This is a genomic window from Streptomyces exfoliatus (genome assembly GCF_000725545.1).
In the GTDB taxonomy this organism is placed as follows: Bacteria; Actinomycetota; Actinomycetes; order Streptomycetales; family Streptomycetaceae; genus Streptomyces; species Streptomyces exfoliatus.
In genome coordinates this window covers 172,819-192,288 of the sequence record NZ_JNZP01000018.1, presented here as the reverse complement: position 1 = coordinate 192,288, position 19,470 = coordinate 172,819, and the positions used below count along the sequence as shown (strand labels likewise).

Below are 19,470 nucleotides of genomic sequence, written 5' to 3'. Positions count from 1 at the left end.
CCGCGAGCCCGGCGTGACCCGAACGACAGGCCCTGCTACGCGCCGGCGCTTCGGAACGTCCTGGTGCCCACCGTCACCGCCAGTGCCGCCACACCCAGGGCGACGAGCACCCCGTACAGCAGGGCCGGTGTCGTGTAGTGGCCGACGTACGCCTCGCGGACCGCGTCCACCAGGTAGCGGAACGGCATGAGGTGCGAGAGCGCGTCGAGCCAGCCGGGGGCGAGCGTCATCGGCAGCATCAGGCCCGACAGCAGCATCGCCGGCATCGCGAGCGTGTTGATCGCGGGGCCGAACGACTGCGGGGTGGGCAGCTTGAGAGCCAGCGCGTACGAGAGCGAGGCGAGCGCCACCGACAGCAGGGCCACGAAGCCGAAGCCGATCAGGATCCCGGCGAGCGGAGCCCGCAGGCCCATCGGCAGCGCCACCAGGACGAGCAGGACCGCCTGGAAGACGAAGAGCGCGGCGTCGCGCAGGACCCGGCCGAGGAGCAGGGCGAGACGGCTGACCGGGGTGACCCGCATCCGGTCGAACACGCCCCAGTTCTTCTCCATGATGATCGAGAACCCGGCGAACGAGGCGCCGAAGAGACCGAGTTGGAGCAGCAGGCCGGGGACGAGCACCTGCCAGGAGTCGCCCTCGCGGCCCAGCGGGAGGCCGGTGAGCAGCGGCCCGAAGAAGAAGAGGTAGAGCAGCGGCATCAGGACGCCGAAGAAGATCTGGAAGGGGGAGCGCAGGGTCTGGCGGGCGTAGCGCCCGAAGAGGAGCGCGGTGTCGCGGAGGAGCGTCGGTGGCATCGGTAGTCCTAGGGGGCTGCGGGGGTCGTGGGGGCTAGACGGCCACGGGGGTGGTGTCGACGGGGGTCGGGCCGCGGCCGGTGATGGCGAGGAAGGCGTCCTGGAGCGTCGCCGCGCCGTGAGCGGCCTTGAGTGCGGCGGGGCTGCCCTCGGCGACGACCGTGCCCTTGTCGACGATCACCAGCCGGTCGGCGAGGGCGTCGGCCTCGTCCAGGTAATGCGTGGTGAGGACGACGGTGGTGCCGTACTCGTCGCGCAGCCTGCGCACCAGGGCCCACAGGTCGGCGCGACTGCCCGGGTCGAGCCCCGTCGTCGGTTCGTCGAGGAGGAGGAGCTCCGGCCGGTGGGTGAGCCCCATCGCGAGGTCGAGCCGTCGCCGCTGGCCGCCGGAGAGCGCCGGGGTCGCGCGGTCGAGGAGTTCGGTGAGGCCCAGGTCGGCGGCGAGTTCCTCGGCGCGGGCCGCCGCGCGGGCCCGGTTCATGCCGTAGAGCCGGCCCTGGGCGACGAGTTCCGACCGGACGGTCTCCTGGGGGTCGAGGCCGCCTGACTGGGCGACGTACCCGATGCGCCGGCGTACGGCGGCGGGGTCCCGTACGAGGTCGTGGCCGGCGACGGTGGCGGCGCCGGCGGTGGGCGGGAGGAGCGTGGTGAGCATCCGGAGGGTGGTGGTCTTCCCGGCGCCGTTGGGTCCGAGCAGTCCGAGGATCTCGCCGGGCCGGACGGTCAGGTCGATCCCGCGGACGGCCTCGACGGGGCCGTTCCTGGTGGTGAAGGTCCGGGCGAGCCCGGCCGTACTGATGATGGGCATGACGACTACAAAAACAGAGTCACTGAAATTTTGCAATGTCACCAAAAATGCAGCGCCACCGAAGTTTCAGGGAGCCTAGGATGGGCGCATGGCCGAGGGACTCAGGGAACGCAAGAAGCGCGAGACGAAGCAGCGGATCTCGGACATCGCGACCGGGCTCTTCCTGGAACGGGGCTTCGCCCACGTGACCGTCGCGGACGTCGCCGAGGCGGCGGACGTCTCCGTCAACACCGTCTACAACTACTTCCCGGCCAAGGAGGACCTCTTCCTCGACCGGATGGACGGCGTCACCCAGCGCCTCGCCCGGATGATCCGGGGGCGCGACCGGGGGGAGTCCGCCGCCCGTGCCGTGCTGCGCGGACTGCGTCAGGACATCGGCGCCGTCTCGCCCGCGTACGGACTCATGGACGGCTTCGACGCCTTCATGAACGTCATCGAGCACGCCCCCACCCTCAAGGCCCGGCTCTTCCACGTCCAGGAACAGGTGCAGGACGCCGTGGTCGCCGTGCTCCGCGAGGAGACCGGCGCGCCCGCCGACGACCCGCTCCCGCTGCTCGTCGGCGGGCAGCTCGCCTGGATCGAGAACACCGTCGTCGGCTGCATCACCCGCGAGATGACCACGGGAGGCAAGGCGACCGCCGTCTCACGCAAGGCCCTCGTGCTCCTCGACGAGATCGAGGAGCTCCTGAGCGAGCGGGTGCTGACGTACGCCGTACGCGAGGGCTGACGGATACGGGGGCCCAGGGTCTTTCGTCTGGATCATGCCGGGCTCCGGAGGCTGGCCATGCCGGTGAGCAGGAGCAGTGGGGCGAGGGCGGTCCCCGGGGCGTACGGGCGCATGACGGCACCTCCTCCCGGACGACGGCCGCCGGACGAGCGCGCTCGACCGCGTACCCCAACGGGGTATATGGCGACCGTGCGGGTGCCCGAACGGGGTGTTGTGAGTGTGACGTCCGTCAAAGAGGGCGTGACGCGCATTACTTCACGGTCACATGGCGGCTCCCGACCGCTAATCTCCGCCGGAGAGCCAGAAGTGAACAGGCGTTAAGGGGTGGAACATCGTGGCCAGGAAGCTCGCCGTCATCGGGGCCGGACTCATGGGGTCCGGCATCGCGCAGGTCTCGGCACAGGCGGGCTGGGACGTCGTCCTGCGTGACGTCACCGACGCCGCCCTCACCCGCGGCACCGACGGCATCAAGGCGTCGTACGAGCGGTTCGTCGCCAAGGGCAAGATGGACGCCGCCGACGCCGAGGCCGCGCTCGGCCGGATCACCGCCACCACCGAGCTCGAAGCCGTCGCCGACGCGGACATCGTCGTCGAGGCCGTCTTCGAGAACCTCGACGTCAAGCACGAGATCTTCCGTTCGCTCGACAAGATCGTCAAGGACGGCGCCGTCCTCGCCTCCAACACCTCCGCGATCCCGATCACCAAGATCGCCGCGGTGACGGAGCGTCCCGAGGCCGTCGTCGGCGTCCACTTCTTCTCGCCGGTGCCGATGATGCAGCTCGTCGAGCTCGTCCGCGGCTACAAGACCAGCGACGAGACCCTCGCCACCGCCCGGGAGTTCGCCGAGTCCGTCGGCAAGACCTGCATCGTCGTCAACCGCGACGTCGCCGGCTTCGTCACCACCCGGCTCATCTCCGCCCTCGTCGTCGAGGCCGCCAAGCTCCACGAGTCGGGCGTCGCCACCGCCGAGGACATCGACATCGCCTGCAAGCTCGGCTTCGGCCACGCCATGGGCCCGCTCGCCACGGCCGACCTCACCGGCATCGACATCCTGGTGAACGCCGCCAACAACATCTACACGGAGTCCCAGGACGAGAAGTTCGCGCCGCCGGAGCTGATGCGCCGGATGGTGGACGCGGGTGACATCGGCCGCAAGAGCGGGCAGGGCTTCTACAAGTACTGAGCCGGACCCGCCGCCCCGCCTCACCCCGTGGGGTGAATTCAGGTACCGGTTCGCTGACAAGGCGCAACGCTTCTGCTGTCACGGCAGTCAGTTGTTGCGAAGACGGAGCACTCTCGGGGAGCACATATGCATATCAGGGGCGACCACGTCGAGCTGGTCGTCGGGGGCCGCCTCGACGTCCGCAGCGCGGCGGACGCCCGTACGGTCCTGCACTCGGCGGTCGACGACGGTGTCGGCGATCTGGTACTCGACCTGACCGGCCTCGACTCCTGGGACGCGACCGGACTCGGCGTGATCATGGGTGCTCACCGACGGGCCGGCCGCTGCGGCAGGCGCCTCGTGCTGCGCGGGGTGCCACCCCAGATGCAGCGGCTGCTCGTCGCCACCCGGCTGCACCGCATCCTCGCCATCGAGGGCGGCCTCGCCCTGGAGTCCCTGCCCCGGGTCTGACGGACCTCGCGGTGGCGGCCCCCGGCGGGGACCGCACGGGTGCGGGCGTGAGCCGGCGTACGGGCACGGGCGTGTGAAGCAGCTGCACGGGTACGGGCGTGTGAAGCAGCTGTGTGAACCAGGCGTCACGCTCAATCCTCACAAGACCATGACGTCTTGGTCTCCTGGGCACCCCACCTGTTCCCGGGCGCCTGACCACGGTCTAGGGTTCGGTCGCCTGCACATTGACGGAACCACCCGGCGGGCACCGGACACCGCTTCTTGGGGGCTTGGACCATGGACCCGATCAACCGGGGGCCGGAGGAGTACGGACACGACTCCGAGGGCGACGGCGCCCGCCAGGGACGCGGCACGCCCGCACCCGCGCCCGCACCCGCGCGTGCCCGCGTCGTGCGGATCCTCTCCGGCGACCTGCTCGTCACCGTCAACCCCGTCGACGGCAGCGAGATCGAGCCCTGCCCGCCCGGACGGGAATCCGCCGCCCCCCGCCCCCGTACCCCCGAGGAGCGCGCCGAGGCCGCCCGCGCCGCCGCCCCGGCCGTCCCGCCCGGCCCGCCCGCGCCCGCCCTGCCCCTCCTCGAACGCCAGGAGGAGCGCGAGCGCCTCGCCGGCATCCTCGGCCGCGGCCGCTCCGCGCGTCTGACCGGCCCCGCCGGATCCGGCCGCACCGCCCTCCTCGACGCGGTCGCCGCCGACTGCGCGGACCTCGCCCCCGACGGAGTCGTCCGGCTGTCCGGCCACCACCGCACCCCGGCCGAACTCCTCCACGAGCTCTTCGCCGCCGTCCGGTACGCCCCCGAGCACCGGCCCGGTCGCGCCGAACTCCCCGACCGGCTCCGCGACGTCGGCGCCGTCGTCGTCGTCGACGACCTGGAGTTCGGCGGCGCCGCCCTCGACGAGCTCCTCGCCGCCGCCCCCGAATGCGCCTTCCTCCTCGCCGCGGGACCCGACGTCCCCGCGCCCTCGCCCGAAGCCCACGTCGAGGAGCTCCACCTCGCGGGCCTCGGCCGCGGCTCCGCCCTGAAGCTCCTGGAGAGCGCGGCGGGACGCACCCTCACCGACGACGAGGCCAACTGGGCCGGCGACCTGTGGTTCGAGTCCGAGGGCCTGCCGCTACGGTTCGTCCAGGCCGGGGCGCTGCTCAGACAGCGTGACCGGCTCCGCGTCACCCCGGCCGAGTTCGACGCCTTCGGCGCCCTCGAAGAGGCCTTCGGGCCCACCGACCCCGCCGCGGCGGCCGCCGTCGCGGCCGCGGCCTTCGACGGAGTCGACGACCACGACGTCGAACTGCGCGAGATACCTCTCCCCAGCCTCGGCGAGGGCGCCGCGCCCGCAGCCCTGCTCGCCTCCCGGCTCAGCCGCTCCGCCCAGACCACCCTGCGCTTCGCCGTCGCCCTCGGCGGCGAGGTCCCGCACCAGGCCCATCTGCCGGCCCTGGTCGGTGACACCCACGCCGACGCCGCCCTCGGCGAACTCATGGCCTGCGGTCTGCTCTCCCCGGTCGGCCCCCGCTACCGGCTCGCCGTCGGCGTCCTCACCCAGCTGCTCGCCCAGGGGTACGGGACCGAGGCCGCCGACCGGGCCCACACCGTCGCCCAGCACTACGTCTGGTGGACGACCCATCCCTCCGTCACCCCGGAGCGGGCCGCCGCCGAGTCCGACGCCCTCCTCGCCGCCCTGGCCGTCTGCGTCGGTTCCGGGACCGCCGCCCCGGCCGACGCCGAGGTGACCGCCGAACACCGCGCCACCGCCGTCCGGCTCGCCCGCGCCGCCGCCCCCGCCTTCGCCGCGGGGCTGCACTGGGGCGCCTGGGAACGCGCCCTGCGCGCCGGACAGGAGGCCGCCCGGCTCACCGGAGAGGTCGCCGAGGAGGCCTACTTCCACCACGAGCTCGGTGTCCTGGCCCTCTGCACCGGCAACCTGGAGCGGGCCCGCGCCGAGCTGGAGGCCTCCATCGGCATGCGCGGGGTGCTCGCCGACAAGCGCGGCACCGTCGCCGGCCGCCGGGCGCTCGCCCTCGTCGCCGACCTCGCCGGAGACCACGGCGCCCCGGCCGTCGCCCGCGCCGAGGGGCCCGTCTCGCCGCCCCGCGGCACCCCGGCCCTGCGCGGCCCGGCCGCACGCCAGGGCAGGGAAGCCGTCACGGCCGCTCTGCCGCTCGGCCCGGTACAGCCGGCTCCGCCGGTCGGCCCCGTGGGGCAGACCAAGCCCGCCGCGGCCCCGGCGTTCGCGTTCCCGGACTTCGCCGACAAGGGCCCGACACTCGTCACCCGCCCCGACACCGACCACGGCGAGGGCCGCCGCAGCCTCAAGAGCGGCATCCTCACCGGCGCGCGCCGCAACCTCGCCGCCGTCGGCGCGGGCGCCCTCCTCGTGGCCGTCCTCGGCACCGTGGTGACCCTCGGAGCCACCTCCGGCAACGGCGACGACCCGGCCGTCAACCGCGTCACCTCCGACAGCACCGCGACCGAGGATCCCGCCGACGGCGGGGCGGACGGCGCGGACGGCGAGGAGCCGCCGGCCGAGGGCGAGGCGGGGGAGCCGGGCGAGACCGGCGACCCCACCCACTCCGGCTCCCCGAGCCCGTCCGGCTCCGGGAGCGGGTCGCCGTCCTCCTCCACGAGCCCCGGCACCACCGGCTCGTCGTCGCCGTCGGACTCCCCGACGGCGACGACGTCCCCCACGGGGACCACGGCGCCGACGACGGCTCCCACCACGACGAGCGGGCCGCGCCCGACGACCACGCGCCCGGCGCCGACGACCGCCTCGCCGAAACCGCCGACGACCACCACCCCGCCTCCGACGACCGAGCCGCCCACGACGCCCCCGCCGACGACGACCAGCCCGCCGACGACGACGCAGGCCCCCAGCAACTCCGCCTCGTCGACTCTCGGCGCCTCGCCCGCCCCCGGCGACTCCACGAGCGCGGAGACGCCCGCCTGACGGTCGTACCCCGACGGCGTACGACCGACGGGTACGGCGACGGCCCCGGGTGCGTTCCACCGCACCCGGGGCCGTCGCCGTACACCGCTCAGAACAGCCGCAGCTTGTCGTCCTTGATGCCGCGCATCGCGTTGTAGTCCAGGACCACGCAGCCGATGCCGCGGTCCGTCGCGAGCACCCGCGCCTGCGGCTTGATCTCCTGCGCGGCGAAGACGCCCCGCACCGGCGCCAGGTGCGGATCGCGGTTGAGCAGCTCCAGGTAGCGGGTCAGCTGCTCGACGCCGTCGATCTCGCCGCGCCGCTTGATCTCCACCGCGACCGTCGCGCCGTCCGAGTCCCGGCACAGGATGTCCACCGGGCCGATGGCGGTCGGGTACTCGCGGCGGATCAGGGTGTACCCCTCGCCGAGGGTCTCGATGCGATCGGCCAGGAGCTCCTGCAGGTGCGCCTCGACGCCGTCCTTGATCAGACCCGGGTCCACACCCAGCTCGTGCGAGGAGTCGTGGAGGATCTCCTCCATCGTGATGATCAGTTTCTCGCCCGCTTTGTTGATCACGGTCCAGATGCCCGCCTCACCGTCGGCACCCTCCTTGAGCGTGCACGGCGGCGACATCCAGTTGAGCGGTTTGTACGCCCGGTCGTCCGCGTGGATGGAGACGCTGCCGTCTGCCTTGATGAGGATCAGACGGGGCGCGGAGGGCAGGTGGGCCGTGAGCCGGCCCGCGTAGTCCACGGAGCAACGGGCGATGACGAGACGCATGGTCCGCAACGCTACAAGACGGGCGCTCTTCCGCGCGATTCGGGCATCGACCGGAGGGCGCCGGGGCATGATCCTGAGCCGAACACCCGTCGGTTATCAGCCGGTTGTGTTCCCAATCTCCTGGTGCGGGCAGGACCGCGCGCTTACCGTGGAAGCTGGAGGTCGTCGTCCGCGCACGCTGCGTGTTCGGCCGACCGGTCCTCGCCCTGCCCGCAAGACCCCGTCCGCGGGGTCGCGAGAGGAGAACCCATGTCGCTCGACGTCTCACCGGCACTGTTGGAACAGGCCGAGCGAGGCGAGGTCGACGAAGCCGACTTCGTCGACTGCGTCCGGACCTCCCTGCCCTACGCATGGGAGATGATCAGTTCTCTGGTGGCCCAGCTGAAGGTCGACGGCGGAGAGTTCGCCGACAACCAGACGCCGCCGCCGAATGAGCAGGCACGTGGTCAGCTGCTGCGCGCGCTCGCGAGCGACGCCATTCGTGGTGCGCTGCAGCGGCATTTCGGGGTGCGTCTCGCCTTCCAGAACTGCCACCGCGTGGCGGTGTTCCCGCTGGACCCGGCGGTGGACGAGCGGCTCGCCCGCTTCACGTCCGTACGGGGGCAGCTGCTGAACCAGTCGCCGACACTGCGCGACTGCTGAGACATGGTGCCGCCGCTCCGCGTCGCGGGAGACGTGGCCGACGCGTGCCGACACGCGTCGACCACGGAGCGATGCCGGAGCGGCGGCACGGTCCCGGCCCTGACAGCCCTCCCGGACGGGCCTCCCGGACAGCCGCACGGTCGGCCTCGCGGGCGCGGCCTCACACCAGGAGGGGCAGGACCTCCGCGCCGAGCCGCCGGACGTTCTCCTCGGTCGCCGCGAGGTCGCCCGAGCCCTCGGCGAGCAGGGCGAAGCGCGTGATGCCCGTGCGCTCCGCCGTCGCCGCCAGCCGGTCCGCGGCCCGCCGGGGCGTGCCCACCGGATGCAGACCGCACAGCAGCTCCGTGTACGCCACGGGGTCCCGCATCGACCGGTGCCGGCCGTCGACCGTGACATGCGCGTCGAGCCCCTGCTTCAGCCAGCCCGGCATCGCTTTCACCAGCGCCTCCGCCGCGTCCGCCCCCCGGTCCGCGAGCTGCGCCACCCCCGCCGAGACGTGGCAGGACCCGATCCGCGCGATGTCGTCGGGACTCCGCCCGGCCTCCCGCGCGTACCGCCCCCAGGCCGCGACCATGTCGGCCTTGTCCTCGTCACCGCAGTGCATGCCGAGCAGCATCGGGAGACCGCGCTCCGCGGCGAGTCGCACGCTCTTCGGCGAGGTGCAGGCCACCACGACCTCGGGCGAAGGGTCCCCGCCGATCAGCTCGTCGGGACGGGGCACCACCGCGACCTCGCGGAAGGAGAATCGTTCGCCCTCGGCGCCGACGCGCGGCTCGGTGAGCCAGCGCAGCAGCAGATCGAGCGACTCGGGGAACCCGTTCTCGTACGCGTCGAGACCCGCGCCGAACACCTCCAGGTCGACCCAGGGACCGCCCCTGCCCACCCCCAGGGTGAACCTGCCGCCCGAGGTGAGGTGCAGCAGCGCCGCCTGCTCGCCCAGGGAGACCGGGTGGACGGTCGGCAGCACGCTCACCGCCGTGCCCACCCGCAGTCGCCGGGTGCGGCCCAGGAGCAGCGCGGCCAGCGTCACGGCCGACGGGCAGACCCCGTACGGCACGAAATGGTGCTCGGCCAGCCAGACCGAGTCGAGCCCCGCCTCCTCGGCGACCTCGGCGGTCCGCACCGCCCGGTGCAGTGCCTCACCCTGTCCCTGGCCCGGGAACTGGGCGGCCAGAACGAACGTACCCACGCGCATCGCCTTCTGCCTCCTTGCGGCCGACGCGTATCTCCCCTCGCACTGGCAACAACGTCTGACACGTGCCAAAGGCAACGGCCGTTCATGAAGTTCTTGCGATTTTCGGCTAAGCCGTCCCGGACGGGGCCCGGGGCACCGCGTCGCGGCCCGTAGGCTTGGAAGAACGGTCCGTGTTCCCAGACCCAGTGAGGTGTGCCCGTGTCCCCGCGCCACAACCGCTCCCGAGGCGGCGAGAAGCCCGAACAGCAGCAACAGGGCGACCACGGCGACCGGTACGGCGGCGTACAGCGCACGGAGACCTGGCAGGGCGAGGAGTGGTTCGTACGCCTCGTCGCCGGGGCGAGCGCACCCGGCAAGCGCTACCGCTGCCCCGGCTGCGACCAGGAGATCCCCGGCGGAGCCCCGCACCTCGTGGCCTGGCCCGAGTACGGCGGGGTGGACGACCGGCGCCATTGGCACAAGGCCTGCTGGAACGCGAAGGACCGCCGCACCAGCAGGGTGCAGCGGTCCCGGAACGCGCCGAAGTACTGAGGGCGGTTACACGTCGCGCTTGTTCAGCAGGGCGAGCGCGCCGCCGAACACCACCGTCGCGCACGCCAACATGATCAGCAGCGGCTCCCAGCCCGCCGGGCCGTCCTCGCCGAACGGCGCGGCGTCGCTGTACAGGGAGATCATCTGCGACGGGATCGAGTACGTCAGCAGGAACTCCTGCACCGACCTGAGCGACTCGGAGAACATGAACATCGCCGCGACCAGCGGCAGCAGCAGCACGCCGATCATCACCGTGATCGCGCCCGCCGAGTGCCGGACGAGGGTGCCGACCGCCATCGACAGCAGTCCGAGCAGCGCCAGGTAGGCGCCCGCGCCGACCGTCGCCCGCAGCCACTCCATGGCCGTCGGCTCCGCCGCGTCGACGATGGAGACCTGCGCCACTGCCACGAGCGCGGCGATCACCGTGGTGAGCGAGAAGACCAGCAGGAAGAAGACGATGGCCTTCGCCGTGAGCACCCGGGTCCGGCTGGGGCAGGCCGTCAGGGTCGTACGGATCATGCCCGTGCCGTACTCGGAGGAGATCGTCAGCACCCCGAGGGTGATCACGCAGATCGACGCGGGCAGCATCCCGAAGAAGCCGAAGCCGAGCGCGGCCTCGTCGCCCATCGGCGCCTCGGAGGCCGCGGCGATCGCCGCCACACCCAGGCCGATGCCGACCATGAGCAGGATCGTCACCCCCAGCGTCCACATCGTCGACCGCACCGAGCGGATCTTCGTCCACTCGGAGGCCAGCGCGTCACCGAGGTGCGCCCGGCGCACCGGGATGGGGGAGACATAGCCCTGCGGGGCGTGGTGGTACGGAGCGGGGGCGGTCATCGGGCGTCCTTGGGGGTGTCGCTCGGCTGAGGCTGCTGCTGCGGGGAGGTGTACGGGTTCTGTCCGGGCGGCGGCGGGGCGTACCAGCCCTGCTGCGGCACGTCCTGGACCACCGGCGGCTGGGGCGGCATCCCGTACCCCGGCTGCCCCGGGTGCGGCTGCTGCACGGGCGGCTGGAGGTGCGCGAGCTTGTCGTCGGTGGAGCGGTAGTCCACCGCGCCCTGCGTCAGACGCATGTACGCCTCCTCGAGGGAGGCCTGGTGCGGGGACAGCTCCCAGAGCCGTACGTCCGCGTCGTGCGCCAGGTCGCTGATCCTCGGCAGCGGCAGGCCCGTCACCCGCAGTGCGCCGTCCGGCTCGGACATCACCTGGCCGCCGGCCTCCATCAGCGCCGCCGTCAGCTTCTCGCGCTGCCCCGGCTCGGTCGCCGGGGTCCGCACCCGGGCGAAGTCGGCGGAGTTCGCCGAGATGAAGTCCGTGACGCTCATGTCCGCGAGCAGCTGCCCGCGGCCGATCACGATCAGGTGGTCCGCCGTCAGCGCCATCTCGCTCATGAGGTGGCTGGAGACGAAGACCGTCCGGCCCTCGGAGGCCAGCTTCTTCATCAGGTTCCTGACCCAGAGGATGCCCTCCGGGTCCAGGCCGTTGACCGGCTCGTCGAAGAGCAGCACCTGCGGGTCGCCGAGGAGCGCCGCCGCGATGCCGAGCCGCTGGCCCATGCCGAGCGAGAAGCCGTTGGAGCGCCGCTTGGCCACGTCCTGGAGGCCGACCACGCCGAGGACCTCGTCGACGCGCTGCGCCGGGATGCCGGCGAGCTGCGCGAGCGACAGCAGATGGCTGCGCGCGCTCCGTCCGCCGTGCACGGCCTTGGCGTCGAGGAGCGCGCCGACCTGCCGGGGAGCGTTCGGCAGCTGCCGGAAGGGGTGGCCGCCGATCGTCACGTGTCCGGCGGTGGGCTGGTCGAGGCCCAGGATCATGCGCATCGTGGTCGACTTGCCGGAGCCGTTGGGCCCCAGGAAGCCGGTGACGACACCGGGCCTCACCTGGAAGGAAAGGTTGTACACGGCCGTCTTGGCGCCGTAGCGCTTCGTCAGGCCGACTGCCTCGATCATTCTGCAGCCCCATCGACAGGTCGGTCGCATCCATGTCGGGGCGTGGCGGCCTTCGGCCGGAGCCCCCCGTATGAGCTAGGAGCTTATCCAGCCATTGACGGTTCCGGCGAAGCGGAGGGAAACCTCCGGGAGAATCCCTGGTCATCCCCTACGGGGTCCGACGTCCCGCTTCTTCCACGGGTCCGGCGTCTCCCTTCTTCCACAGGTCAGGCGTCCCGCTTCTTCCACAGGTCAGGCGTCCCGCTTCCTCCGCGGGTCAGGCGTCCCGCTTCTTCAGCACCAGGTAGCCGCCGATCAGCGCGGCAGCCACCCAGATCAGCATGATCCCGAGCCCGCCCCAGGGGCCGTACGGAGCCTCCTCCGAGTTCATCGCGTTCGGCACGACCTGCATGATCTTCGCCCCGGCCTGGTCGGGGAAGTAGGCGGCGACCTCCTTCGCCTTCGGCACCGCCGACAGGATCTGCGAGACCAGGAAGAAGAACGGCACCAGGATGCCGAGCGACAGCATCGACGAGCGCAGCATCGCCGCCACGCCCATGGAGAACAGCGCGATCAGGCCCATGTAGAGGCCGCCGCCGATCACCGCCCGCAGCACGTTGTCCGCGCCGATCGAGGTCCGGTGCTCGCCGAGCAGCGCCTGCCCGAGGAAGAAGGAGAGGAAGCTCGTCGCCAGACCCACCACCAGCGCGAGGGCGCCCGCCACCGCGATCTTGGAGAAGAGGAAGGTCGCGCGCTGCGGCACGGCGGCGAGCGAGGTGCGGATCATGCCGGAGGAGTACTCGGTCCCCACCACCAGGACACCGAAGACCACCATCGCCAGCTGCCCGAGGATCATCCCGGAGAAGCTGATCAGGGTCGGGTCGAAGGTGGCCCGTTCCAGGTCGCTCAGGTCGTCGAAGGTGGAACTCATCAGGGCGCACAGCGCCGCGCTCATCGCCACCGTGACGAGGAGGGCGCTCGCCAGCGTCCAGACGGTCGACGACACCGTCCGGATCTTGGTCCACTCGGACTGCAGGACCGCGGATGCCGCTGCCATCGTCAGGCTCCCTGGGAGGTCGGGTCGGAGGCCGGAGGGGAGGGCGGGCCGGAGGGCGTGCCCCACCGGGGGCCGGGTGCCGGCCCGGCGCCGTGCACGTCCGTGCCGTGCGCGTGGTACTCCACCGCAGCGGCCGTCATCTGCATGAACGCCTCTTCGAGCGAGGCGCGCTGGGAGCTCAGCTCGTGCAGTACGAGGCCGTGCTCCGCCGCCAGTTCGCCCAGCTTCTCGATCGCCACCCCGTCCACCTCGAGGGTGCCGTTGCCGGCCTCGACCGCGATGAACCCGTTGGCGTGCAGCAGGTCCCTGAGCCGTTCCTGCTGCGGTGAACGGAGCCTCACATAACTGCGGGAATTCTGCTGGATGAAATCCGCCATCGACGTGTCGGCCAGCAGTTTTCCCTGCCCGATCACGATCAGATGATCTGCCGTCAGCGCCATTTCACTCATCAGATGGCTGGAAACGAAGATCGTTCTGCCCTCGGCCGCCAACGCCTTCATGAGATTGCGGATCCAGTGAATTCCCTCTGGATCAAGTCCGTTGACGGGTTCGTCGAACATCAGGATCTCGGGATCGCCGAGCAGCGCGGACGCGATCCCGAGCCGCTGCCCCATGCCGAGGGAGAAACCCTTCGACTTCTTCCGCGCCACCGGCGTCAGACCCACCAGGTCCAGCACCTCGCCCACCCGGCGCTCCGGGATGCGGTTGGACTGCGCGAGGCACAGCAGGTTGTTGTACGCCGACCGGCCGCCGTGCATCGCCTTGGCGTCGAGGAGCGCCCCGATGTACTTCAGCGGCTCGTCCAGGTCCCGGTAGTGCCGGCCGTCGATCCGGACCGTCCCGCTCGTGGGGTTGTCCAGGTCGAGCATCATCCGCATGGTCGTCGACTTGCCCGCCCCGTTCGGCCCGAGGAAGCCGGTGATCACGCCGGGACGCACCTGGAAAGAGAGGTCGTCGACCGCCGTCTTCGGCCCGTACCGCTTGGTCAGGCCCTCAAGCTCGATCATGCGTACCAACCTAAGGGCGCGCAAAACCCCCCGCCACCGGAGTGACGGGGGGCTTCGGGCGACGCTGCGGAGCCGTCGGGAGTGTCAGCGGGTCTGCTGGGCAGGAACGCCCGCCGGGCGCTCGTCGTCGATCGGGGAGCCGGCCGCCGCCACCGCGGCACCGGTCAGAGTCGCCAGCATCTCGCGGACGTTGGTCAGCTGGGCGTTGATCGAGTCGCGGCGGTTCGTCAGGGCCGCGAGCTCGCGCTCCGACTCCGAACGGATCCGGTCGGCCTTGGCGTTCGCGTCGGCCACGATGTCCTCGGCCTGGCGCTGCGCGGTCTCCACCGTCTGACGGGCCCGGCGCTCCGCGTCCGTCCGCAGCTTCTCGGCCTCCAGGCGGAGCTGCTCGGCGCGGTGCTCGATCTCCGCGAGGCGCTTCTCGGCCTTCGCCTGACGCGAGGCCAGGTCCCGCTCCGACTGCTCGCGGCGCTTCGCCAGGTTGGTCTCGAAGTCCGCGGCGGCCTGGGCGGCCTTGGCGCGGGTCTCCTCGAAGAGGGCGTCCGCCTCCTCACGCTTCGACTGCGCGTCCTTCTGCGCCTCGGCGCGCAGCGTGTTGGCCTCGCCCTGCGCCTTCTCGACGATCCGGACGCCCTCGTCCTCGGCCTTCGACTTGCGCTCGGCCGCGAAGGACTCCGCGTCGTTGCGCACCTGCTGGGCGGCCGACTCGGCCAGCTCGCGGTGCTGCTCGGCGGCGCGACGGGCCTCCTCGCGCAGGTCCTTCGCCTCCTCCTCGGCGAGCCGCAGGATCTTCTCGACCCGGGCGCCGAGTCCCGCGTACGACGGCTCGGCGTCGGTGACCTGCGCCTGGGCGTTCTGCGTCTCGAGGTGGAGTTCCTCGATGCGCTTCTCCAGAGAGGTGATGCGGGACAGAGCACTGTCACGGTCGGACACGAGCTTGGTAATGCGGTCGTCCACCTGACCGCGGTCGTAACCGCGCCGCACGAGCTCGAAGCCGAAGGGGGAGGATGTGTCGCTCATGGGTTTCCTGTCGAATGAGACCGGTGAGGTGTTAGAGGGAATCCTAGGGGCCGAAGCGGCGTGTCATCGAGCGTATGCCCGTTTGATCTGGAGAATGTCCAGCCTTTTGAGTGGCTAGCCGTCCTGGGGCTTGCCACCCGAACGAGTGGAGCCCGCCGACGCGCCCGCCTTGGCTCCCACCGCCCCGGCCGACTTCGTCCCGGCGGAAGGCGTCTCGAAAGACTCCAACGCCTCCAGGACGTCCTGGACACGGGAGATCTCCGCATTGATGTCCTTGCGTCGCCGCACCAGCACCTCCAGCTCCCGCTGCCCCTCCTCGACCGTCCGCTCGGCCTCCGCCTGCGCCTCGGCCCTGATGCGTTCGGCCTCCGCCTTGATCTCCTCGGCCTCCGCGATGAGCGAGGCCTTCTTCTGCGAGGCCTCCTTGAGGAGCGCCTCCGCCTTGCGGACCGCGGCGATACGGACCTTGCTCGCCTCCGAACTCGCCTCGGAGACCAGCTCCTTGGCCTTCTCCTCGGCCTCGGCGCGCTGCTCCGTCGCGGCCTTCACGAGGTTGTCGACCCGTTCGCCCGCCGTCCGCATCTGCTCGGCGCTCTCGCGGCGCGCCCGCTCGTGCAGCTCCTCGATCTCGCCCTCGACCCGGCTGCGCAGCTCCTCGGCCCTGTCCCGTATGGCCGTCGCGTCACCGCGCGCCCCGACGAGGAGCTCGTCCGCGTCCGTACGGGCCTTCTCGACCAGTGAGTTGCCCTCGACGGTCGCCTCGGCGACGATCCGCTCGGCCTCCTTGCGGGCCGCGCCGACCATCGTGTCCGCCTGCGTCTCGGCCTCGGTGGTGGCGCGCAGCGCCTCCTCCTGGGCCTTGGCGATGAGCTGGTCCGCCTGCTCGGCCGCGTCGGAACGCTTCCGGGCGCCGGCCTCGCGCGCCTCGTCGAGCGTGCGGTCCGCCTCCTCGCGGGCCTCCGACCGCATCCGCTCGGCCGCCGCCTCCGCGTCGGCCCGCAGCCGCTCCGACTCGGTACGGATCCGCTCGGCGTCCTGCCGCGCGGATCCGACGGTCGACTCGGCCTCGGCGCGCGCGTCCGCCGTGACGGCGTCGGCGAGCTCGCCGGCCTCACGGGTGACGCGCTCGGCCTCGGCGTTCGCGCGTCGGCCTGTTCGGCGGCGTCGGAGCGCCGCTTGTCGGCGGCCTTGCGGGCCTCGTCGAGGACCTGCTCGCCGTCGGCGAGTGCCGCGGCCCGCAGGGCCTGGGCGTGCGCCTCTCCGTCGATCTTGACCTGTTCGGCCTCGGCACGGAGGCGCTGGGCGCGTCGGCCTGTTCGGCGGCGTCGGAGCGCCGCTTGTCGGCGGCCTTGCGGGCCTCGTCGAGGACCTGCTCGCCGTCGGCGAGTGCCGCGGCCCGCAGCGCCTCAGCGTGCGCCTCCCCGTCGGCCTTGACCTGTTCGGCCTCGGCACGCAGCCGCTGGGCGTCCTGCTCGGCGGTGTCCATGAGCTCGACCGCCTCGGCGGTGAGCCGCTCGGCCTCGCTCGTCGCCTGCGCGAGGAGCGCGTCGGCCTGTTCGGCGGCGTCGCTGCGCCGCTTGTCGGCGGCCTTGCGGGCCTCGTCCAGGACCTGCTCCGCCTCGGCGGCGATCCGCTCCGCCTCCGCACGCGCCTCGCCGACCAGCGACTCGGCGCGCTCCGCGGCCTCCGAACGGATCCGGTTCGCGTCGTCCCGGGCGTCCGCCCGGGTCCGCGCCGCGTCCTGCTCGGCGGAGGCGAGGGAGTCCGTCGCCTCCGTCCGTACCCGCTGGGCGTACTCCGCGGTGTCCGACCGCAGCTTCTCCGCCTCGGCGATCGCGTCCGTGACGGTCCGCTCGGCCAGCGCCTTCGCGGCCTCCGTCTCCTCGTGGGCGCGCGCCCTGACCCGGCCGGCGTCCTCGGTGGCCCGCTCCCGCTCCTCGTGGGCGTCGGCGCGGACCCGGTCCGCCTCCTCCTGCGCCTCGGTACGCGTCCGCTCGGCCGCGTGCTCGGCGGCGCTGCGCAGCCCGGCGATCTCCTCCTCGGCCTGCTCCCGCAGGCCCGCCACCGAGTCCCGTACCTCCTGGGCGGCTCGCGAGGCGGCGGTGACCACCTCGGTCGCCCGCGCGTCCGCCTCCTCGACCAGGCGCTGCGCCTCGACCTGCGCGTCCTCGACCCGCTTGCGGGCGGCGGCGAGGAGTTCCTCGGACTGCTCGCGGGCGTGCTCGCGTTCCCGGCCGGCCTCGGAACGGGCCGACTCGAGGGTCTCCTCGGCCTCCCGGCGGCGCCGGACGGCCTCCTCCTGCGCGGCGGCGAGCGCTTCGGCGGCCTCGGCGGCCACCCGCTCGGCGGCCGCGGCGGCCTCGGCCCGCATCCGGTCGGCGGTCTCCTGGGCCTCCGACCGGAGACGCTCGGCCTCGTCGGCGGCCTCCTTGCGGAGCCGTACCGCCGCGGTCTCCGCCTCCGTACGGGTGGTGGAAGCGTCCGACGCGGCCTCGGCGCGCAGCCGCTCGGCCTCCTGCTCCGCCTGCTCCTGGAGGGTACGGATGCGCTCCGCGGCCTCGGTCCGCAGCCGCTCCGTCTCCTCGGCGGCCTCGCGCCGCATCCGCTCGCCCTCGGCCCGCGCGTCGGTGAGCTCCTCGCCGGCCGCCGCCACCTTCGCCTCGGCGTCGGTGTGCAGCCGGGTCAGCTCCTCTGCGGCCTCCGCGCGGCGCGCCTCCGCGGCCCGCTCGGCGTCCGCGCGCAGCGCGGCGGCGGCCTTCTCGGCCGCGTCCCTGACCGACTCGGCCTGCTCCTCGGCCTCGGCGCGCAGCCGCTCGGCCTCGGCGCGGGTGCGCTCAAGGGTCTCCTCGGCCTGCGTGCGGAGCGTCTGGGCGCGCTCCATCGCCTCCGACTTGACCCGCTCGCTCTCGGCGCCGGCCTTGGTGCGCAGCCCGTCGGCGTCGGTACGCGCCTTGGTCAGGAGCTCCTCGGCGGTCTTCGCCGCCTCCTCGATCTGCTGGACGGCCTCGCGGCGGGCCTCGCCGCGGATCCGCTCGCCCTCGTCGATGGCCTCGGCGCGCAGCTGCTCGGCCTCGCCGCGCAGCCGCCGTGCCTCCTCCTGGAGTTCGACGGTCTTGGCGCGGTACTCCTTGGTGTCGTCCTTGGCGGAGCCGAGCAGTTCGTCGGCCTGCTCCTCGGCCTGGGCGCGGAGCCGGTCGGCCTCGGTCTCGGCCTCGCGGCGGACCCGCTCGGCCTCCTCCGAGGCCTTGCGGGTGGTCTCGCGGGCGTCCTCCGACGCCTTGGTGAGGATCTCCTCGGCGTTGCGCGCGGCCTTGGCGAGCGCGGCGGCGGAGTCCTCCGCGGCGGCGGTACGGGCCTTCTCGGAGGCCTCGGTGACGAGCTTCTCCGCGTGGGCGGTCGCCTCGCGGAGCTTCTCCTCGGCCTCGGCCTTGAGTGCTTCGGCGTCCTTGGTGGCCTCGCCGACGAGCCGGGCGATCTCGGTCTTGGCGGTGCGGGTGCGCTGCTCGTTGACCGCCTCGGCGGAGGCGAGCTGGCGGGCGGCGGCGTCCTTGGCCTCGGAGAGGGCCTTCTCGGCCTCGGCGCGGGCGAGCCGGAGCTTCTCCTCGGCCTCCTGCATGCGCTGCTCGGCGGCGCGGGACAGCTCGGTGGCCTGGCGGCGGGCCTGGTCGGTCTCCGCGGTGGTGGTCGAGCGGAGCTGCTCGGCGTGGCTGGTGGCCTCCTGCGCCTGGCTGGAGGCGGCGCTCAGGAGGCGCTCGGCGTCCTTGCGGGCACGCAGCAGAATCGCTTCGGCCTCGGCGCGGGCCGCTTCGGCCTCGGCGCCGACCCGACGGCTGGTCTCCTCGGCGAGGCGGCCGGCCTCGGCGCGGGCGGCGGCGAGCGACTGCTCGGCCTCCGCGCGGGACTCCTCCATCAGGCGGCGGGCCTGGGACTCCGTACGGGCGCGGAGCTGCTCGGCCCAGGCGACGTTCTCGTTGACGTGCGCCTCGACGGTCTGGCGGCGCTCGTTGAGCTCCTGGTCCAGCTGCTGGCGCCGCTGGACGGCCTCGTTGTGCAGCTCGGCCTGGAGCCGGGCCTGGTGCTCGGCGTGCTCCTGGAGGATGCGCTGGGTCTGGGCGCGGGCCTCGCGCAGCTCGCGCTCGGCGTCCTGGCGCAGCTGCTCGGCCTGCGCCTGGGCGTTCCGCAGCAGCTGCTCGGCCTGGTAGCCGATGTCCGCGCTGTCGTACGCGGGCCGGGACGCGATGGTGCGGCGCGCCTCGTGGAGCTTGGCGCGCAAGACCTCGACCTGGTATCCGAGGTCCTCGGCGTGCTGGACGGCCTTCTCGCGCTCGGTCTTCAGCCGGTCCATCTCGGCTTCGAACCTGGCGAGATGGTCGTCTTCAGCTCGGTGGCTCTCCTGGCGTTCGTAGCCCCGCACTGCGCGGTCCA

The 19,470-nt window shown here is 72.7% G+C and carries 17 protein-coding genes; 6 read left to right on the top strand and 11 right to left on the bottom strand.

Annotated elements, in window-relative coordinates; translation table 11 throughout:
• Positions 1-35: 35 nt before the first annotated feature.
• The gene (locus IO20_RS0122520; RefSeq protein WP_030553544.1) at positions 36-794 is read right to left on the bottom strand and encodes an ABC transporter permease; all 759 of its coding nucleotides are present in this window, start codon (positions 792-794) and stop codon (positions 36-38) included.
• Positions 795-828: 34 nt separating this feature from the next.
• A complete protein-coding gene (locus tag IO20_RS0122515; protein ID WP_030553545.1) occupies positions 829-1,602 on the bottom strand; it encodes an ABC transporter ATP-binding protein in 774 nt (257 codons plus the stop codon).
• A gap of 88 nt (positions 1,603-1,690) precedes the next feature.
• Here IO20_RS0122515 and IO20_RS0122510 point away from each other — a divergent pair, with 88 nt between their 5' ends.
• The 4 genes from IO20_RS0122510 (at position 1,691) to IO20_RS0122490 (ending at position 6,905) form a co-directional block, all read left to right on the top strand.
• Positions 1,691-2,329 (top strand): TetR/AcrR family transcriptional regulator, encoded by a 639-nt coding sequence (locus tag IO20_RS0122510; RefSeq protein ID WP_030553546.1) that lies wholly within the window; start codon positions 1,691-1,693, stop codon positions 2,327-2,329.
• Between the two features lie 334 nt (positions 2,330-2,663).
• A complete protein-coding gene (locus tag IO20_RS0122500; RefSeq protein ID WP_030553548.1) occupies positions 2,664-3,512 on the top strand; it encodes a 3-hydroxyacyl-CoA dehydrogenase family protein in 849 nt (282 codons plus the stop codon).
• Between the two features lie 126 nt (positions 3,513-3,638).
• Positions 3,639-3,962, top strand: coding sequence for an STAS domain-containing protein (locus IO20_RS0122495; protein WP_030210572.1), 324 nt, complete (start codon positions 3,639-3,641; stop codon positions 3,960-3,962).
• A gap of 276 nt (positions 3,963-4,238) precedes the next feature.
• Complete coding sequence (locus IO20_RS0122490) at positions 4,239-6,905, top strand: ATPase AAA (protein ID WP_030553550.1); 2,667 nt, start codon at positions 4,239-4,241, stop codon at positions 6,903-6,905.
• 88 nt (positions 6,906-6,993) lie between these two features.
• Here the strand turns inward: IO20_RS0122490 and nucS are convergent, their stop codons facing one another.
• A complete protein-coding gene (gene nucS / locus IO20_RS0122485) occupies positions 6,994-7,665 on the bottom strand; it encodes an endonuclease NucS (protein WP_030553552.1) in 672 nt (223 codons plus the stop codon).
• A gap of 249 nt (positions 7,666-7,914) precedes the next feature.
• Here nucS and IO20_RS0122480 point away from each other — a divergent pair, with 249 nt between their 5' ends.
• The gene (locus IO20_RS0122480) at positions 7,915-8,307 is read left to right on the top strand and encodes an SCO5389 family protein (protein ID WP_030210566.1); all 393 of its coding nucleotides are present in this window, start codon (positions 7,915-7,917) and stop codon (positions 8,305-8,307) included.
• A gap of 160 nt (positions 8,308-8,467) precedes the next feature.
• Here the strand turns inward: IO20_RS0122480 and IO20_RS0122475 are convergent, their stop codons facing one another.
• Positions 8,468-9,502 (bottom strand): LLM class flavin-dependent oxidoreductase, encoded by a 1,035-nt coding sequence (locus tag IO20_RS0122475; protein WP_030553554.1) that lies wholly within the window; start codon positions 9,500-9,502, stop codon positions 8,468-8,470.
• 198 nt (positions 9,503-9,700) lie between these two features.
• On the opposite strand from IO20_RS0122475, the gene IO20_RS0122470 reads away from it, so the two are divergent.
• Entirely contained in the window at positions 9,701-10,033 is a 333-nt protein-coding gene (locus IO20_RS0122470) for a hypothetical protein (RefSeq protein ID WP_030553555.1), read from the top strand.
• Between the two features lie 6 nt (positions 10,034-10,039).
• Here IO20_RS0122470 and IO20_RS0122465 read toward each other — a convergent pair whose 3' ends face one another.
• The 7 genes from IO20_RS0122465 to scy form a co-directional block, all read right to left on the bottom strand.
• On the bottom strand, positions 10,040-10,870 hold the full coding sequence (locus tag IO20_RS0122465) for a DUF2705 family protein (RefSeq protein ID WP_030553557.1): 831 nt from the start codon (positions 10,868-10,870) through the stop codon (positions 10,040-10,042).
• Positions 10,867-11,982 (bottom strand): ATP-binding cassette domain-containing protein, encoded by a 1,116-nt coding sequence (locus IO20_RS0122460; RefSeq protein WP_030553558.1) that lies wholly within the window; start codon positions 11,980-11,982, stop codon positions 10,867-10,869. Before IO20_RS0122460 ends, IO20_RS0122465 begins: the two co-directional genes overlap by 4 nt.
• A 256-nt stretch (positions 11,983-12,238) precedes the next feature.
• A complete protein-coding gene (locus IO20_RS0122455; protein WP_030553560.1) occupies positions 12,239-13,018 on the bottom strand; it encodes an ABC transporter permease in 780 nt (259 codons plus the stop codon).
• 2 nt (positions 13,019-13,020) lie between these two features.
• A complete protein-coding gene (locus IO20_RS0122450) occupies positions 13,021-14,025 on the bottom strand; it encodes an ABC transporter ATP-binding protein (RefSeq protein WP_030553562.1) in 1,005 nt (334 codons plus the stop codon).
• Between the two features lie 84 nt (positions 14,026-14,109).
• Positions 14,110-15,045 (bottom strand): coiled-coil domain-containing protein, encoded by a 936-nt coding sequence (locus tag IO20_RS0122445; RefSeq protein WP_030210548.1) that lies wholly within the window; start codon positions 15,043-15,045, stop codon positions 14,110-14,112.
• Between the two features lie 114 nt (positions 15,046-15,159).
• On the bottom strand, positions 15,160-16,014 hold the full coding sequence (locus IO20_RS42390; RefSeq protein WP_281181670.1) for a hypothetical protein: 855 nt from the start codon (positions 16,012-16,014) through the stop codon (positions 15,160-15,162).
• 142 nt (positions 16,015-16,156) lie between these two features.
• Positions 16,157-19,459: a polarized growth protein Scy gene (gene scy, locus IO20_RS36795; RefSeq protein WP_281181671.1), complete on the bottom strand. Its 3,303-nt coding sequence runs from the start codon at positions 19,457-19,459 to the stop codon at positions 16,157-16,159.
• Positions 19,460-19,470: the final 11 nt, after the last annotated feature.

What these genes read in the sequence shown, in the direction of transcription:
- IO20_RS0122515 (WP_030553545.1), bottom strand. Translation starts at nt 1,602, where the DNA reads ATGCCCATCATCAGTACGGCCGGGCTCGCCCGGACCTTCACCACCAGG.
- IO20_RS0122450 (WP_030553562.1), bottom strand. Translation starts at nt 14,025, where the DNA reads ATGATCGAGCTTGAGGGCCTGACCAAGCGGTACGGGCCGAAGACGGCG.
- IO20_RS0122520 (WP_030553544.1), bottom strand. Translation starts at nt 794, where the DNA reads ATGCCACCGACGCTCCTCCGCGACACCGCGCTCCTCTTCGGGCGCTAC.
- IO20_RS0122475 (WP_030553554.1), bottom strand. Translation starts at nt 9,502, where the DNA reads ATGCGCGTGGGTACGTTCGTTCTGGCCGCCCAGTTCCCGGGCCAGGGA.
- IO20_RS0122495 (WP_030210572.1), top strand. Translation starts at nt 3,639, where the DNA reads ATGCATATCAGGGGCGACCACGTCGAGCTGGTCGTCGGGGGCCGCCTC.
- IO20_RS0122510 (WP_030553546.1), top strand. Translation starts at nt 1,691, where the DNA reads ATGGCCGAGGGACTCAGGGAACGCAAGAAGCGCGAGACGAAGCAGCGG.
- IO20_RS0122455 (WP_030553560.1), bottom strand. Translation starts at nt 13,018, where the DNA reads ATGGCAGCGGCATCCGCGGTCCTGCAGTCCGAGTGGACCAAGATCCGG.
- IO20_RS0122445 (WP_030210548.1), bottom strand. Translation starts at nt 15,045, where the DNA reads ATGAGCGACACATCCTCCCCCTTCGGCTTCGAGCTCGTGCGGCGCGGT.
- IO20_RS0122460 (WP_030553558.1), bottom strand. Translation starts at nt 11,982, where the DNA reads ATGATCGAGGCAGTCGGCCTGACGAAGCGCTACGGCGCCAAGACGGCC.
- IO20_RS42390 (WP_281181670.1), bottom strand. Translation starts at nt 16,014, where the DNA reads ATGCGGTCGGAGGCCCGCGAGGAGGCGGACCGCACGCTCGACGAGGCG.
- IO20_RS0122465 (WP_030553557.1), bottom strand. Translation starts at nt 10,870, where the DNA reads ATGACCGCCCCCGCTCCGTACCACCACGCCCCGCAGGGCTATGTCTCC.
- nucS (WP_030553552.1), bottom strand. Translation starts at nt 7,665, where the DNA reads ATGCGTCTCGTCATCGCCCGTTGCTCCGTGGACTACGCGGGCCGGCTC.
- IO20_RS0122480 (WP_030210566.1), top strand. Translation starts at nt 7,915, where the DNA reads ATGTCGCTCGACGTCTCACCGGCACTGTTGGAACAGGCCGAGCGAGGC.
- IO20_RS0122490 (WP_030553550.1), top strand. Translation starts at nt 4,239, where the DNA reads ATGGACCCGATCAACCGGGGGCCGGAGGAGTACGGACACGACTCCGAG.